Annotated in this window: 13 protein-coding genes; 4 read left to right on the top strand and 9 right to left on the bottom strand. The window is 75.8% G+C overall.

Annotation, left to right across the window (positions count from 1 at the left end; genetic code table 11):
- Positions 1-42: 42 nt before the first annotated feature.
- The 3 genes from UXQ13_RS07625 to UXQ13_RS07615 all read left to right on the top strand — a co-directional run bounded on the left by UXQ13_RS07625 (position 43) and on the right by UXQ13_RS07615 (position 3,485).
- Positions 43-1,869: a thiamine pyrophosphate-requiring protein gene (locus UXQ13_RS07625; protein WP_225234146.1), complete on the top strand. Its 1,827-nt coding sequence runs from the start codon at positions 43-45 to the stop codon at positions 1,867-1,869.
- An 11-nt stretch (positions 1,870-1,880) separates the two neighbouring features.
- On the top strand, positions 1,881-2,771 hold the full coding sequence (locus UXQ13_RS07620; RefSeq protein ID WP_225234147.1) for a 1,4-dihydroxy-2-naphthoyl-CoA synthase: 891 nt from the start codon (positions 1,881-1,883) through the stop codon (positions 2,769-2,771).
- A gap of 141 nt (positions 2,772-2,912) precedes the next feature.
- Positions 2,913-3,485 (top strand): TetR-like C-terminal domain-containing protein, encoded by a 573-nt coding sequence (locus UXQ13_RS07615; protein WP_225234148.1) that lies wholly within the window; start codon positions 2,913-2,915, stop codon positions 3,483-3,485.
- Here UXQ13_RS07615 and UXQ13_RS07610 read toward each other — a convergent pair.
- Positions 3,398-4,246, bottom strand: a complete 849-nt coding sequence (locus UXQ13_RS07610; RefSeq protein ID WP_336392114.1) for a TetR family transcriptional regulator — start codon at positions 4,244-4,246, stop codon at positions 3,398-3,400. The genes UXQ13_RS07615 and UXQ13_RS07610 overlap by 88 nt on opposite strands.
- Before the next feature lie 52 nt (positions 4,247-4,298).
- Positions 4,299-4,748 (bottom strand): DUF5946 family protein, encoded by a 450-nt coding sequence (locus UXQ13_RS07605; RefSeq protein ID WP_336392113.1) that lies wholly within the window; start codon positions 4,746-4,748, stop codon positions 4,299-4,301.
- Positions 4,749-4,831: 83 nt separating this feature from the next.
- Here UXQ13_RS07605 and UXQ13_RS07600 point away from each other — a divergent pair, with 83 nt between their 5' ends.
- Positions 4,832-5,494, top strand: coding sequence for an HAD family hydrolase (locus UXQ13_RS07600; RefSeq protein ID WP_225234151.1), 663 nt, complete (start codon positions 4,832-4,834; stop codon positions 5,492-5,494).
- Here UXQ13_RS07600 and UXQ13_RS07595 read toward each other — a convergent pair whose 3' ends face one another.
- The 7 genes from UXQ13_RS07595 to UXQ13_RS07565 form a co-directional block, all read right to left on the bottom strand.
- A complete protein-coding gene (locus tag UXQ13_RS07595) occupies positions 5,495-6,484 on the bottom strand; it encodes a glucosyl-3-phosphoglycerate synthase (protein WP_225234152.1) in 990 nt (329 codons plus the stop codon). It lies immediately after the preceding gene.
- A gap of 102 nt (positions 6,485-6,586) precedes the next feature.
- On the bottom strand, positions 6,587-6,958 hold the full coding sequence (locus UXQ13_RS07590; RefSeq protein WP_225234153.1) for a hypothetical protein: 372 nt from the start codon (positions 6,956-6,958) through the stop codon (positions 6,587-6,589).
- Positions 6,955-9,093, bottom strand: coding sequence for a phage holin family protein (locus UXQ13_RS07585; protein ID WP_225234154.1), 2,139 nt, complete (start codon positions 9,091-9,093; stop codon positions 6,955-6,957). Before UXQ13_RS07585 ends, UXQ13_RS07590 begins: the two co-directional genes overlap by 4 nt.
- Positions 9,090-9,704, bottom strand: coding sequence for a DedA family protein (locus tag UXQ13_RS07580; RefSeq protein ID WP_225234155.1), 615 nt, complete (start codon positions 9,702-9,704; stop codon positions 9,090-9,092). Before UXQ13_RS07580 ends, UXQ13_RS07585 begins: the two co-directional genes overlap by 4 nt.
- Complete coding sequence (locus tag UXQ13_RS07575) at positions 9,701-10,483, bottom strand: MBL fold metallo-hydrolase (protein ID WP_336392112.1); 783 nt, start codon at positions 10,481-10,483, stop codon at positions 9,701-9,703. The genes UXQ13_RS07580 and UXQ13_RS07575 overlap by 4 nt, the downstream gene beginning before the upstream one ends.
- Positions 10,480-13,041, bottom strand: a complete 2,562-nt coding sequence (locus UXQ13_RS07570) for a diguanylate cyclase domain-containing protein (RefSeq protein WP_336392111.1) — start codon at positions 13,039-13,041, stop codon at positions 10,480-10,482. Before UXQ13_RS07570 ends, UXQ13_RS07575 begins: the two co-directional genes overlap by 4 nt.
- A complete protein-coding gene (locus tag UXQ13_RS07565) occupies positions 13,038-15,689 on the bottom strand; it encodes a putative bifunctional diguanylate cyclase/phosphodiesterase (RefSeq protein WP_225234158.1) in 2,652 nt (883 codons plus the stop codon). The genes UXQ13_RS07570 and UXQ13_RS07565 overlap by 4 nt, the downstream gene beginning before the upstream one ends.
- Between the last annotated feature and the right edge of the window lie 58 nt (positions 15,690-15,747).

The raw sequence follows: 15,747 nt of genomic DNA, 5'->3' as shown, positions 1-15,747 counted from the left end.
GTGCGGGTTCGCCCGCGGGCGTGCCCGGGGTAGGGGACTGCCATGACCACCGTCGGAGAACACGTCGTCGCCCGGCTCGCCGAGTGGGGGGTCCACCGGTACTACGGCTACCCCGGCGACGGCGTCGGCGGCGTGATGAGCGCGCTGCGCAAGGCGGTGGACGACGGCAGCGCCGAGTTCGTCCAGGTCCGGCACGAGGAGACGGCGGCCTTCGCGGCCGCGGCCGACGTCAAGTACGGCGGCAGCGAGCTGGGCTGCGTCGTCGTCACGTCCGGCCCGGGGGCCATCCACGCGCTCAACGGCCTCTACGACGCGAAGCTGGACCACCAGCCCGTCGTCGCGCTGCTCGGGCACACCGCCCTCACCGCGCAGGGCGCCGGCTACTACCAGGAGGTCGACCTCCTCAACCTGGTCAAGGACGTCGCCGGCGCCTACGTCGCGCAGGTCAGCGACCCGTCCCAGGTCCGGCACGTGGTCGACCGGGCCGCCCGGACGGCGTTGGCCCAGCGCACCGTCACCGCCGTGGTGCTGCCCAGCGACGTGCTGGTGGAGGACGCCGTCCTCGAGCCGCCGGACGGGCACGGCTACTTCCACACCAGCGCCGTCCCCAGCACCCGGCCGACCAGCCCGCCGGCCGCGGCGCTGCAGCAGGCGGCGGACCTGCTCAACAGCGGGCGACGAGTGGCGATCCTGGCCGGTGCCGGCGCGCTGGGCGCGACGGCGGAGCTCACCGCGGTGGCCGACGCGCTGGACGCCGGGGTGGCCAAGGCGCTGCTGGGCAAGACCGTGCTCGACGACCGGCTGCCCTGGGTCACCGGGGCGATCGGGCTGCTGGGCACCCGGGCCAGCTGGGACCTGATGCGCGGGTGCGACGTCCTGCTGGTCGTGGGGTCGAACATGCCCTACTCCGACTTCTACCCCGCCCCGGGCCAGGCCCGGGCCGTGCAGATCGACATCGACGGCGCGCAGTGCGGGCTGCGCTACGACACCGAGGTCAACCTGGTCGGTGACGCCGGCCCCACCCTGGCCGCGCTGCTGCCGCTGCTGCGCACCGACCGGGACGGCGCCTGGCGCGAGCAGGTCGGGGAGTGGACGCACGCCTGGCGGGAGACGTCGAAGGCCCGGGTCGCCGCCGACACCCACGAGCTGAACCCGGAGTACGTCGTCCGCGAGCTGTCCGACCGGCTGCCCGACGACGCCGTGCTCGCGGTGGACTGCGGGACGGCGACCAGCTTCTACGCCCGGGACATCGACGTCCGGCCCTCGATGCTGGGCAGCCTCAGCGGCACCCTGCTGTCCATGGGCGGGGGCATGCCGTACGCCCTGGCGGCCAAGTTCGCCCACCCGGACCGGCCGGTGTTCGCGGTGATCGGCGACGGCGCGATGCAGATGAACGGGGTCAACGAGCTGATCACGGTCAGCCGGTACTGGAAGACCTGGGCCGACCCGCGGTTCGTCGTCCTCGTGCTGAACAACCGGGACCTGTCCTTCGTGACCTGGGAGATGCGGGCGCTGGTCGGCGACGTCCCGTTCGCCGAGAGCCAGGACCTGCCCGACGTGCCCTACGCCGACTGGGCCGGGCTGCTCGGGCTGGGCGGCCGGCGGATCAGCGGCAAGGACGAGGTGCCCGGGCTGTGGGAGGAGGCGCTCGCCGCCGACCGCCCGTTCGTCGTCGACGCGGTGGTCGACGCGAACGTCCCGCTGATCCCGCCGCACCTGACCCTGCAGCAGGTGGTGAACACCGCGAAGTCCCAGCTCAAGGGCGACCCGGCGGCACCGCTGGTGATCGCCGACGGGCTGCGGGAGGCCGTCGGGGCGCCGGCACGGGGGCTCTGGCACCGGGCCAAGGACGCCTTGACCGGCGGGTAGCGTCCGCGGGCGTGAGTGCACTGGACGGCGTCTCCGAGACCTTCGACCCCGCGGCCTGGACGGCGGTGCCCGGCTTCGAGGGGCTCACCGACCTGACCTACCACCGGGCGGTCGACGCCGGCGTGGTCCGGGTGGCCTTCGACCGGCCCGACGTGCGCAACGCCTTCCGGCCGCAGACGGTGGACCAGCTCCTGCAGGTGATGGAGCACGCCCGGCTGGCCACCGACGTCGGGTGCGTGCTGCTCACCGGCAACGGGCCCAGCGCGAAGGACGGCGGCTGGGCGTTCTGCTCCGGCGGTGACCAGCGGGTGCGCGGGCGCTACGGCTACGAGGCCGGCGCCGGGGTCAGCGGCCGGCTGCACATCCTGGAGGTGCAGCGGCAGATCCGCTTCATGCCCAAGGTCGTCGTCTGCGTGGTGCCCGGCTGGGCGGCCGGCGGCGGGCACAGCTTGCACGTGGTCAGCGACCTGACGCTGGCCAGCGCCGAGCACGCCCGGTTCAAGCAGACCGACGCCGACGTCGGCAGCTTCGACGGCGGCTTCGGGTCGGCCTACCTCGCCCGCCAGGTGGGCCAGAAGTTCGCCCGGGAGATCTTCTTCCTCGGCGAGGAGTACTCGGCGGCCGACGCGCACCGGATGGGCATGGTCAACGCCGTCGTCCCGCACGCCGAGCTGGAGGCCACCGCGCTGGACTGGGGCCGGAAGATCGTGGCCAAGAGCCCGACCGCGCAGCGGATGCTGAAGTACTCGTTCAACCTGGTCGACGACGGGCTGGTCGGCCAGCAGCTGTTCGCCGGGGAGACCACCCGGCTGGCCTACATGGCCGAGGAGGCCGTCGAGGGCCGGGACAGCTTCCTGGAGAAGCGGCCGGCCGACTTCAGCCGTTTCCCGTGGCACGTGTGAGGTCGTCACCTCACGCCCGGTGAGCGACCGGCCGGGATGCTGTGACTGTGGGTCACGCCATCGCGTCGGTCGTTGTGGTGGATCCACTCCACCGTGCACTATGCAGGTGTGACGAGCTCCGACCTTGCTTCCCGTCCGGGTGTGAAGTCCCCCGGCCGCCCGCTCAGCGCCGAGTTGTCGGAGCAGCTCGTCGCCGTCGCCGTCGACATCCTGGCCGACGAGGGCTGGGGTCGGCTCAACAGCGACCGGGTCGCCGCCCGGGCCCGGGCGGGCAAGGCCGGCATCTACCGTCGCTGGCCCACGATGGCCGCCCTGGTGCGGCACGCGGTGGGTGGCTTCGACCTGGTGCCCCGCCCGGCCGACCAGGGTTCGCTGCGCGACGACCTGGTCGCCCTGCTGCAGCCGTGGACCCGTCCGCTGGACAAGCAGGAGCGCGCCGCGGCCAGCCTGGTGGGCGCGGCACGGCACGACGAGGACCTCCGGGCCGGCCTGCAGGACGCCGTCGTCGAGCCGCTGACCACGGTGCTCGCCGAGCTCGCGCACCGCTCGGCCGAGCGGGGGCAGCCGGTCGCCGGTCCGCGCCTGGAGCTGCTGGGCACCCTGGTGCAGGCCCTCTGGTGGGAGCGCTACACCGCGTTCGCGGTGCCGATGTCCGCCGACGAGGTCGCCGACCTCGTCGACACGGTGCTGCTGCCCGTGGTCGCCGTCGGCTGACCGCCGGCGGGCCGGATCGACCGGGCGACGCGGTCGTCGGCCGGCTTCCCGGCCTCCAGGCGGGCGACGGTCCGCAGCGCCGAGGGTGTGCCCTCCCGGTCGGCCAGCCGCGGGAAGTCCCCGCCGACGGCGGCCAGGGCCTGCCGCGACGTGCGCTGGACCTCGGCCACCCGGTCGGCCAGGGCGGGTGAGTCCAGGGGGACCTCGACCAGCTGGCGCCATTGGTCGGTGAGGACCACCCGGGCAGCGGTCACCAGCAGGGCGCTGGTCATGCTCGCCGCCAGCTCAAGCCCGGGCAGCTCGCCGACCTCGATGGACCAGGTGGTGTGCAGCGCCACGGCCAGCTGGTCCTCGGAGTCCCGGAAGAGCTCGCGCTGGCGCAGCCGCAGCGACGGGCTGGCCAGGATGTCCGCGCTCAACGTGCGGACGTCGGCCCGGGTGAGCAGCTCGGGCACCTCGGCCACCTGGTCGGCCAGCCAGGAGTGCGCGGTGGCCACCGCGGCGGTGCCCGGCCGCCGGTTCGTCACCGCCGCAGCGGGGCCGGCGACCCAGGCCGCGCGGTCGGCGAAGAAGAGGTCCTCCTTCGTCGGGAAGTGGTTGAACACCGTCTGGACGGCGACGTCGGCCGCGGCCGCGATGTCGGCGACGGTGACCTCGGCGAAGGAGCGCTCGGCGAACAGCCGCTGGGCGGCGCGGCGGACGGCGATGCGGGTGAGGGCCTTCTTCTGGGCGCGACGATCCCTGGCCGCCTGGTCGGGCATGGTGCAGAGGGTAAGGGGAAGAAGTCGTTCCGCTCGTTCCGGAACGCCTCGATCAGGAACTCTCGTCGGCCCAGTCCGCCGAGACCGCCTGCGCCCAGGAGCGCAGCAGCACCGCGAGGTCGACGACGTCGAGGTCGGCGGCGACGTCGGCGACCGTGGTGCGCCAGCGGCGCGGCGGGGTGTCCCGCACCGGACGACGGGCGCCCTCGCCCAGCGCGGCGCGCAGGCGGTGCAGCGACTCGGGGTCCGGGGAGTGCTGCGCGTCGTAGGTGGTGGTGGCCAGCTCGACCAGCTGGGCGGCCCGCAGGTCGCTGGGCGCCTCGTCCCGCAGGCCCCGCACGGTGACGTCGAACAACCGGGTGCAGCCGGGGGAGGCACCGGGGTGGCGGGCCTCGATGCCGGGGGTGGCGGCCAGCACGGCCCCGCAGCCCGGGCAGCGGGACACCAGGGTCGGCGGCTGCGGGAGGGCGGGGGCCCCGTCGGTACGGCTGGCGAGAGGCACCCACCGATCCTGCCGCACGGGGCCGTCGCCCGCTGGCAGCGGGAGGGGGTTGGGACCCCGTGGCGGCGGGGAACGGTACGACGATGCCTCCGCAGATCGCCGTCCTCGACGTCGACGGCACGCTCGTCGACTCCAACTACCACCACGCCCTGGCCTGGTACCGGGCCTTCCGCTCGCTGGGCGAGGTCGTGCCGGTGTGGCGGCTGCACCGGCTGATCGGCATGGGCGGGGACCAGCTGGTCGCCGCGGTCGGTGGCGACGAGCTGGAGGAGCGGCTCGGCGACGCGGCCCGGGACCGGTGGGAGGCCGAGGTGCAGCCGCTGCTGGGCGAGCTGTGCCCGCTGCCCGGCGCGCGCGACCTCCTGGTGGCCGTCCGCGAGCGCGGCCACCGGCTGGTGCTGGCCAGCTCGGGCAAGGCCGACCAGGTCGACCACTACCTCGACCTGCTCGACGCCCGGGACCTGGCCGAGGCGTGGACGACCAGCGACGACGTCCAGGCCTCCAAGCCCGCGCCCGACCTGCTGCAGACGGCGCTGCGCAAGCTCGGGGAGCCGATCGACGCGCCGGCGGTGGTGGTCGGCGACTCCGTGTACGACGTGCAGGCCGCCCGGCGGGCGGGCATGCCGGCCTACGTCGTGCGCTCGGGCGGGTTCGGCGACGACGAGCTGCGCGACGCCGGCGCGGTCGAGCTCTACGACACCCCGGCCGACCTCGTCGCTGCTCTGGACGACACCCCGCTGCGGTAGCTAGACCGCGGCGCGGAGGCGGTCGACGTACTCGGCGACGGCGACCATCGGCGGGCGCTGGTCGACCGCCACCGGGATGCTGGTGGGCACGAAGCCTTCGCCGTCGTGCGCAAACTGGGTGAGCAGGCCGCCGGGGGAGACCCGGTGCCGGTCGGTGCTGCCGCGGGCGGCGCGGGCCAGGACGGTGGACACGATCTGGCCGGCCATCACGCCGAGGGCCTCGTCGGTCTGGTGCGAGTGCACCCGGGTGCCCAGGTCCACCTGGGCCAGGCCGGGCAGGCCGCAGACCTGCAGCAGGTCGACCAGCAGCCCGACCTCCACGCCGTAGCCGGAGACGAAGGGCACCTGCTCGAGGGCGGACCGGCGGCCGGCGTACTCACCGCCCAGCGGCTGCACGAAGCCGGCCAGCTCGGGCCACAGGGCGTTGATCAGCGGCCGCGCGGTGAGCTCGGTGACGCGGCCACCGCCCGCGGCCCGTACCTGGCCGTCGACGCTCAGCGGCCGGGTGTAGCAGCCCTTGACGTAGGAGACCCGGGTGTCGGCCAGCAGCGGGGACAGCAGCCCGGGGACGTAGTGCGAGACGTCGTTGAGCAGGTCGGAGTCCATGAAGACCACCAGGTCGCCGGTGGTGGCGGCCAGCGACTTCCACAGCGCCTCGCCCTTGCCGGGCCGGGTGCCCTGGCCGGGCAGCACGTCGGCGGTGGCCACCACGACGGCGCCGGCGGCCCGGGCGATCGCCGCGGTGTCGTCGGTGGAGTCGGAGTCCATCACCACGACCTCGTCCACCAGCGGGACGTCGCGGACCCACCGCTGCACCAGGTCGGTGACCAGGCCGCCGACGGTGGCCGCCTCGTTGCGGGCGGGCAGCACGACGCTCACCGCGTGCCCGCCGCGGCGCTTGGCCGCGAGCAGGGCGGGGACGTCGATCTCCGCCAGGGAGGTGGCGGACGTGGTGCGGTTCTCGAACCAGGCGCGGGCGTCGGGTCGCATGCCCCCACTGTCGGGCAGCCGGGGCCGCGTGTCTCGTCGGCGGGACGCGGTTCACACGATCTTCACCGGCGGCCCGGCCGGGCCACACCGCCGTAACGCAGGTCAGGGGTGCCGGACGACGCGGCTGCCGCCGCAGGCCCACGCCACGGCCATCCCGGCGCGGGCCCGGCGCAGCACCTCGGGGTCGGTCAGCCCGGAGTCGGCCAGGCAGACCCCGGCGGCGGCCGGCCGGCCGGTGGCCCGCTCGACCACGGTGAGCAGGCGGTCGGCGAGGGCGTCGAGGTCGGCGGCCCGCACGGCGAGGGTCAGGACCAGGTCGTCGCCGTCCCGGTCCACGTGGTCGCCGAGACGGGTCTCCCGGCGCAGGGCCGGGGCGGCCGCGTCGGGGTCGGGGGTCGAGACCAGGAGCACCCAGGACAGCACGGTCCCGGGCGCGCGGGACGGCGCCAGGACGGGGTGCTCGAGCAGGGTCACCCCTCGGTGATCGACACCTGCGCGGCCGAGCTTGAGGGGTGTGGTCGACCGGCCCGGGGGTCGGGGTGGCCCAGGTCGGTCAGCCAGCCGCGGAGCACCCGGTGCAGGTGCTCGGCGCCGACCACCTCGCCGGGGTCGGCGAACCCGGCGGGGTAGGTGAGGAACCCGTGCTGCTGAGGCCCGCCGAGGCCGCCGTGCGACCCGACGTGCGGCTCGAACGCCGACGCCTCCTCGGTCGCCGGGTCGATCCGGCTGTTGATCATCACGTCGGCGCAGTGCGGGAAGGTGGAGGTGCGGGCGACCAGCCGGGCGGCGTGCTCGCCGTAGGGGGCCAGCGGGTCCTCGCCGATGACCACCCCGGAGTCCAGCCTGTGCAGCCCGTCGCGGCCGAGGACCACCGGCCCGAACTCCTCGGAGTGCACCAGCAGGAAGCCGACGCCCGGGTGGTCGACCAGGGCGGGCAGCAGGTGCGGCCAGCGGCGCTCGATCACCTCGATCGGCACCCGGCCGGGCAGCTCGGTGAACGAGACCATCGCGGTGTGGCCGCTGACCACGCACACCACACCGGGGGCGACCCGGGCGACCGCGCCGGGTGCACCGGCGGCGTCCCGCGGGGTGTGCTCGGCGGACCCGGCCCGCTCGACCCGGTCGCGCAGCCGGCGGGCGATGAGCCCCGGCCCGCTGGCGGCCTCGGCGAGGGCGGCCCCCACCTGCCAGCCCTCGGTGGCCCGCTGCCGGTCACCGGACCGGCCGCCGTCGGGGTCGCCGCCGCACAGCCGGCCGACCAGCTGCTCGACGGTCTCGCCGAAGCGGTTCGCGAAGGCCCAGCCCTGCGTCTGGCCGTGGTCGGACAGGCAGACCAGGTGGTAGGGCCGCGGGGCGAGCTGGGTGGCCCGCCACAGCCGGCCGATCTGCTGGTCGATCGAGCGCAGCACCTCCAGGGTGTCGAAGCGCTCGATCCCGGAGTGGTGGGCGACCTCGTCGTAGCCCAGGAAGTCGGCGTAGGCGACCGGCCGGCCGGCCAGCATGTCCTCGATGAGGGCGGCCACCACGACGTCGCGGGCGATCACCGTCGTCCCCGGGCGGGCCAGCGGGTACAGCCCGCCGCGGTCGATCCGCGGGCGCACGTCGGCGCGCCGCTGCTTGCCCGCCGCGGCGAGCTCCCGGCCGACGTCGACGAGGGAGGCCACCAGCGTGCGCAGCGCGTTCACCGGGTTGGCGAAGTAGGCGTAGTACCCGGCGCCCACGCGGTCCCGGCCGCGCCGGTCCCGCCGCGCCCCCTTGGGGACGACGAGGGCCAGCGAGCTCATGGTGAGCGACACGTGCCGGGCGTCGCCGGTGAACAGGTTGCCGCGGCCGGCGCCGTCCCCGGAGAGCAGGCCGGCGCCGTCGCTGTGCCGGGTCTCGACCAGGGCGGCGTCCTCGGGGTGCGAGACGGCGACCACCTTGTCGCGGTCCTTCTCGTACCAGCGGAACCCGATGATGTCGTGGTTGGAGCCGTGCATGATCCCGCAGACGCTGGCCCCGGTCTGCGAGCTCCAGTCGGTGTGCCAGGAGGTCAGCGCGTGGCTGCCCTCGCGCAGCCAGGCGGCCAGCGTGGGCATCGTGCCGTCCCGGACGGCGCGCTGCGCGGTGGCGAATCCCAGCCCGTCGACCTGCAGGAAGAGGACGCCGGGGACGTCGGTGGACGCGGCGGCGACGTCCTTGCGGCGGGCACGGCGGAAGAACAGCTCGTCCTCGTCGACGGCCAGCAGGCTGCTGATCACCGCGGCCACCCCGGCCATGGAGACGGCGACGACGACCGACGTCTTGAAGGAGGTGACGACGACGCCCGGGATGGCGATGAAGATGCCCAGGACGCCGGCCCCGAGCACCACGAAGCCGCCCAGCCCGAGGGTGAAGAAGGCCAGCGGCAGCGCGACCCGCATGAGCAGCGGCCAGACCACGCCGGCCAGCACGCCCAGCAGCAGCGCGGCCACCGGCGGCTGCCACCACGAGTTCATCGCGAAGCCGGTCAGCCAGCGGTCGAGCACCAGCAGGGCGGCGGTGGTCAGCGCCCAGACCAGCAGCACCCGGGCGACCAGGCGGCCGCCGGTCAGCACCCGGCCGGGCGGGGGGCGGTGCGGTGCGCTCACCGGGTCTCCTGCTCAGCCGCCTGCTGCTTGGCCTTGCGCCGGCGGCTGGCCACCAGGTTGGAGACCAGCCCGACGACCAGCACCAGGCCGGTGGCGACCAGCGTGGCGACCAGCGGGGAGTCGAAGATGCCGCCGCTGACCACCCCGAGCAGCGCGTAGGCGACCGCCCACAGCGCCGCGGCCCCGAACGAGGCCGGCAGCAGCCGGCGCCACGGGTAGGCCAGCGCGCCGGCGGCGACCAGCACCGGGATCCGGCCGGCGGGAAGCAACCGGCCGACGACGACGATCTGCCAGCCGTGCGCGCGGAACTGCTCCTGCACCTCGGCCAGCCGGCCGGCGTGCTGGCCGCGGGCGACCCAGCGCACGGCCGCGGGCCCGCCGAACCGGGCGACGGCGAAGGTGACGACGTCGCCGAGGAAGGCGGCGACGGTGGCCAGCAGCAGGACCAGTGCGATGTCCAGCCGGTCGGTGGTCATGGCGACCGCGGCGGCGACCGACAGCAGCGGTCCGGTGGGCACGACCGGGATGATCGAGCCGAGCAGCACCCCGCCGAACAGCACGGGGTAGCCCAGGGAGCTGCTGTCGGTCCAGCTCGCGGCCAGGACGCTCACGCGGCGGTCCAGGTGGTGGGCAGCGCGACGGGGGAGCCGGGGTCGGTGACCAGGACCGTGGTGGCCGGACAGGTAGCGGCGACGGCATCGGAGAACCGGCGCGGCGGGTCGACCAGCAGCGACCGCATGCGGCGGGTCCGCGCCACGCCGGGCAGCGCGAGGGTGCCCCAGTGCACCGGGACGGCGAACCGCGGGCGCAGCAGCGTGCAGGCCAGCGCGGCGCCGGCGGGGTCCATGTGGCCCGGCCCCAGCGTGGTGCCCCAGCCCCACACCGGCAGCAGCGCGACGTCGACCGGCCCGAGGTCGGCCATGGCGGGGAAGACGTCGGTGTCGCCGGCGGCGTAGACGGTGACGCCGTCCCCGCTGAGCAGGTGGCCCATGGCGGCGGCGTCCGGGCCGTGGGTGGACCGCGGTCCCCAGCGGTGCCCGCTGTGCACGGCTCGCGTGCCGGTGACGGTGAGCCGGCCGTCGGTGTGCACCTCGCCGGGGGCCAGCTCGACGACGGCGGTGAAGCCCTTGGACCGCAACCAGGCCCCGCCCCCGCGCGGGACGACGACGGTCGTGCCGCGGCCGAGCAGCCGCAGGGAGGGCAGGTGCAGGTGGTCGCCGTGCAGGTGGCTCAGCAGCACGAGGTCGACCCCGGCCCAGGACGACGGGGACAGCGGGGGTGCGACCCGGCGCAGCGGGCCGACCCGGCCGGTGAGCAGGGGATCGGTGAGCACCGTGCGCCCGGCGAGCTCGACCCGGGCGCTGGAGTGCCCGAGGACCGTGAGGGTCACCGGGCCAGTATCCGCACGGCCTCCGCGCCCGTGGCCAGCTCCTCGCGGACGCGCTCGGCCGTCACGTGCCGCAGGTCCTCCCGGGTGCGCACCATGTGCACCCCGCAGGCCAGGACGTCGTCCAGCAGCGGGCCGGGCGAGACGCCGTGGGCGACGACGGCCAGGCCGAAGGTCTGCGCGCTGAGGACGATCGACCGGACGACCTTCAGCGCGTGCGCGGTGTCGCCGCCGCCGCCGAGGGCCGCGACGTCGATCCGGACGCTGGTCAGCGGCAGGCGGGCCAGGTGGGCGTAGAGGGTCTGGCCCATGCCGAAGTCGTCCAGGCAGATCCGCACGCCCAGGGCGCGCAGCTCGTGCAGGACCGGCACCAGCTCGGCACCGGCGGTGAGGATGGCCTCCTCGGTGACCGCCAGGGACACCCGCTCGGCCGGGAACCCGGTGGCGGCCAGCGCCGACCGCACGTCGTCGAGCAGCTGGTCGGCGCGCACGTGCCCGGCCGGCAGGTCCAGGGCCAGCAGCGAGACCCCGGGCAGGTCGGCGGCCGTGCGGGTGGACTCGGCGAAGACCCAGGTCTGCAGCGCGCCGTCCTGGCCCTGCCGGCCGGCGGCGGCCCACAGCTCGGCGGCCGGCAGCAGGTCGCCCGAGGCGTGCCGCCAGAACGGCTCCCCGTGCAGCGCCCGCTGGGGCTGGCCCTCGCCGCCGGCGACGCTGTACCGCAGCTCGATGTGGCCGGCGGCGAGCGCGGCGGCCACGGAGTCGCCCGACGGCGACGAGCCGGTGCCGTCGGCCCAGACCCGGACGCAGCCCTTGCCGGCCTGCTTGGCCGCGCGCAGGGCGGTGTCGGCCTCGCGGAAGGCCAGCTGGCCGCCGCCGGCCTGCACCTCGGCGACGCCGACGCTCGCGCCGATGGCGAAGGTGAAGCCGGCGGTCCGGTGCGGCAGCGCCATGATGTCGACCACCCGCTGGGCCGCCTCGCGGGCCTCGGCGGGGGTGCCGTCGACGACGACGGCGAACTCGTCGCCGCCCAGCCGGCAGACGACGTCCTGGTCGCGGACGACGGTGCGCAGCCGGCGGGCCACCTCGACCAGCAGCTGGTCACCGGCCTCGTGGCCGGCGACGTCGTTGACCGCCTTGAACCCGTCGAGGTCGAGCACCAGCAGGCAGCGCTCGCCGGCGGGGCGGGCCAGCTCCTGGAACAGCAGGGCCCGGTTGGGCAGCCGGGTGAGGTGGTCGGTGTAGGCCATCCGCTCGAGCTCGCGCTCGCGGCGCAGCCGCACGGTGACGTCGCGCAGGTGCAGCACCCGGCGGCCCTCGCCGCGGTGCTCGTGGTGGGTGACCTCGAGCTCGGTGGGCCGGTCGGTGCCGGGGATCCGCAGGTGCAGCGTGCCGGCCGTGCCGTCGTCCAGCTGCTCGGCGATCCGGTCCCGGTCCTCGGCGAGGACCAGGTCGGGCAGCCGGCGGTCGGGGTCGCCGGTGCCCGCGGGCAGCCCCAGCAGGGTGCGCGCGGCGGGGGAGGCGAAGCGCAGGCGCAGGTCGTCGTCGACGACCACGACGCCGTCGGAGCTGCCCTCGACGAGGTCGCGCAGGTCCTCCTCGTTGCGCACGAGGTCGGCGACCAGCCGGGTGCTGGTCCGGATGCGCAGGGTGCTGCGGACCAGCAGCAGCAGCACGACGGCCGACACGGCCCCGATGGACCAGGGGGTCAGCGCCTGGCCGCGCGCCAGGGCGACCAGCAGGGCCGCCGGCAGCCCGAACGTCGCCAGGACGGTGATCGACATGCCGGCCGGGTTGACCCGCGGGCTGCGGGCGACGACGTCGTCGGGGGAGGACAGGTGCCGCGGCGAGGACAGGACGGCGAGCACCCCGGCCTCGAAGCAGAGCACGCAGGCGACGTCCCCCAGCGCCTGCCACAGCAGCCCGGGCCGGTCGATGCCGACGGCCAGCATGGCCACGGCGGCGGCGACGAGCAGGGCGGACGCGACGACGGCGGTCGAGGACCGCTGCAGCTCGCGGGTCGTGGCGGTGCACAGCGCGCCGGCCAGGCCCACGGCCAGGACGGCGTAGCCGGTGTAGCCGACGACCAGGGGATCGACCCGGCCGACCTGGTCGGGCGCCGAGAGCACGAACACGTCCGCGGCGACCGAGAGCGCCAGGACGACGGTGGCGCCGTCGACGAGCAGGGTGAGCCAGCCCGCCGTCCGCACCTGGTTGGCCAGCAGCGCGCAGACCACCGGCGGGATGCAGAGCACGACGAGCAGGAGGAGGTCGCCGACGCCGGCGACCCCGAACGCACCGGCCAGGCCGCTGCCGGTGATCAGGCTGGCCAGCGAGAACAGCGCCCCGGCGCCGGCCATCAGCCGCCAGGTCAGGGCCAGCAGCCCGGTCATCCCCCGGGTCGCGCGGAAGCCGCGGACGGCCCCGATGCCGGCGAGGATCCCGATCAGCAGGTTGTCGGGCTGGAGGCCGGTGCCCGCGGGCGGGGTGAGGGCCAGTGCCGGGACGAGGGCCAGCAGGCCGAGCAGCACGGCGACCGCACTGGTGCGCAGGCCGCGGCTCACAGCACGACCTCCCGGACGTCGTCGGCGGTGCCGGCGTGGAGGGCAGCCGGGATCTCGTCCAGGGTGTCCTCCAGGCGGCCCAGCTCGGTGGGCCGGGCGAGCAGGAAGCCTTGCACGAACCGGTGCCCCATGTCGCGCAGCAGCTGGAGCTCGCGGGGGGTCTCCACGCCCTCGACCACGACGTCCATGCCCAGGCTGGTGCCCAGGTGCAGGACGGAGCGGCACAGCGCCTGGTGGCGGGGGCCGGACTCGACCGACGCGAGGAACTGCCGGTCCATCTTCAGCACGTCGATCGGCAGCCCGACCAGGTAGGCCAGCGAGGACCAGCCGGTGCCGAAGTCGTCGACCGCGATTCGCACGCCCAGGCGGCGCAGGGCCTCCAGGTCGTCGGTCACGTGGGCCTCGTCGAGCAGCACCGACTCGGTCAGCTCGAGGACCAGGCGGTCGCCGGGCAGGCCGCTGGCGGCGAGCGCGTCCCGGACGTCGGCGAGCAGCTGGCCGCTGCGGACGTGCCGGGCGGCGACGTTGACCGCCACCGACAGGTCGGGACGGTGCAGGGCGGCGACCGCGGCGGTCGCGGTGTGCATGACCCAGCGGCCCAGCGTGGTGACCATGGCCGACTCCTCGGCCAGCGGGATGAACTCCGCCGGCGAGATGGCGCCCCAGACGGGGTGCTGCCAGCGCATGAGGGCCTCGACGGAGCCGGCCCGCTGCAGCGCGAGGTCGACGACGGGTTGGTAGACCAGCCGCAGCTCGTCGCGCTCGAGGGCGTGCGCCAGGTCGGTGCGCAGGGCCTCCTGCCGGTTGGCGGCGATCAGCGCGGCCACCGAGTGCCGGCGGACCCGGCCGGGGCCGGCCGTGCGGGCGCTGGCCATGGCCATCGCCGCGCGGCGCACGACCTGGACGGGCTCGAGGTCGTCGGCGGTCACCGCGGTGGTGCCGGCCGAGGCCGACAGTCGTAGACCGAGGACCGGGACGTCGGCACCGACGGTGGCGACCAGCCGGTGGGCCAGCGTCTCGGCGTCGCTGACCGCACCGGTCAGCAGCACCGCGAACTCCTGCGGGCCGACCCGGAACAGCCGGTCGCCGGTGCGCAGCACGCGGGAGAACCGGCCGGCCAGGTCGAGGGCGACCTCCGGCGGTGCGGCCGTGCCGCGGTGCGCGTCGGCCAGGCCGGTCACCCAGAGCTGCACCAGCGCGTGGCCCGGCCCGCCGCCGTCCAGGACCTCGGCCAGCCCGGCGACCAGTGCGCTGCGGTCGGGCAGCCCGGTCTCGGGGTCGCTGCCGCCGGCCGGCTGGTGGGTGGCCTGCGCGGGGGCCGGTGCCTCGACCCGGGTGATGTCGCGGCAGTAGAGGACCAGGGCCTCGATGTCGGGGTCCTGGCGCAGGTCGCGGACGAGGGCCTGGACCAGCCGCCAGCGGCCGTCGTCGTGCCGGACGCGGGCGGTGGTGGTGCGGTCCCCGGCGTCGGTCTGCGGGGTGAGGAGGGCGGCGGTGAGGGCGGCGCGGTCATCGGGGTGGACGGCGACGCGGACGTCCCGGCCGACCAGCCGCGCGGGGGTCCGGCCGATCAGGTCGGCCATGCCCGGGGAGGCCCAGGTGATGGCGAGCCGGCCGTCCAGGATGACCACCTGGTCGACGGCGGCCCGGACGACGGCGCGGAAGCGGGACTCGCTGCGCTGCAGGCGCCGGGTGAGGTCGCGGCCGTCCCGCCAGGAGACGGTCTGGTGGGCGAAGAGCAGCAGCAGGCCGAGCCCGCCGAGCACGGACTGCGGAGCGCCGAGGCTGCCGGAGGCGAGGACCCCGGCCAGGAGCAGCAGACCGGCGGTGAGCGCGGCCAGGTGCGGCAGGAGCGCGGCGACGACCGACGGCGCCTCGTCCGGCGACGCCGGCGTGCCGGGGGTGGTGTCGAGCAGGGCGGCGCACAGCAGCAGGCCGAGGGCGGCGACGGCGGCGACGGTGCTGGCCACCAGCGCGGGGCTGGTGCCGCGGGCCTCGTCGGCGAAGGCGATGAGCACGAGCGCGACGGCGACGGCCAGCTGCGCACCCAGCGCGAGGGCGGCGACCCGGCGGACCTTGCCGGCCGTGGTGGACAGGACCAGCAGGCCCAGGGACACCAGCGCCGACAGGGTGACGCCGAGGGCCACCAGGGTGCCGTCGAACAGGGTGCTCAGCCCCAGCCGTCGGCCGGCGACGAGCTCGAACGAGGCGAGCGCGCAGAGCATGCTGGCCACCAGCAGGAGCAGCAGCGAGGTGACCAGCTGGGCGCGCATGCGGCGCCAGGTGCCGGGCGGGAGCAGCCGCTGCAGCGGGACGAGGGTGAGCAGCATGCCGGGCAGGGCGCCGACGGTCATCGGCACCGTGGAGCCGGGCAGGTGCAGGGCCAGGGTGGCGCCGGTCCCGGCCACGGTCAGGCCGAGGGCGTACCAGCCCCAGACGGGCGGGTGGCTGCTGCGGCGGGCCGCGGTCCAGGTCGCCCAGGACCCGACGAGGAAGGCCACCGCGGCCAGGAGGCCGACGCCGAGGTCGTCGGCGGGGGACGGCAGCGCGGCGGAGACCAGCACGCCCAGGGACAGCAGGACGGCCCCGACGGCGACGCGGGAGGGCGTCGTCGGCAGCGGGGGCCCGTCGGGGACCTGGGGGTTCACAGGGACCACGTCGGTCGCCCGGGGGGCGGCATTGAGCACCTGTCGGGCAGTTCACCCC

Origin of the sequence: Klenkia terrae (genome assembly GCF_037083865.1) — a bacterium.
GTDB lineage: Bacteria > Actinomycetota > Actinomycetes > Mycobacteriales > Geodermatophilaceae > Klenkia > Klenkia terrae.
Note: the sequence above shows the minus strand (reverse complement) of the source record. Positions and strands in the feature narration are given on the sequence as shown.

What these genes read in the sequence shown, in the direction of transcription:
- UXQ13_RS07625 (WP_225234146.1), top strand. Translation starts at nt 43, where the DNA reads ATGACCACCGTCGGAGAACACGTCGTCGCCCGGCTCGCCGAGTGGGGG.
- UXQ13_RS07610 (WP_336392114.1), bottom strand. Translation starts at nt 4,246, where the DNA reads ATGCCCGACCAGGCGGCCAGGGATCGTCGCGCCCAGAAGAAGGCCCTC.
- UXQ13_RS07600 (WP_225234151.1), top strand. Translation starts at nt 4,832, where the DNA reads ATGCCTCCGCAGATCGCCGTCCTCGACGTCGACGGCACGCTCGTCGAC.
- UXQ13_RS07595 (WP_225234152.1), bottom strand. Translation starts at nt 6,484, where the DNA reads ATGCGACCCGACGCCCGCGCCTGGTTCGAGAACCGCACCACGTCCGCC.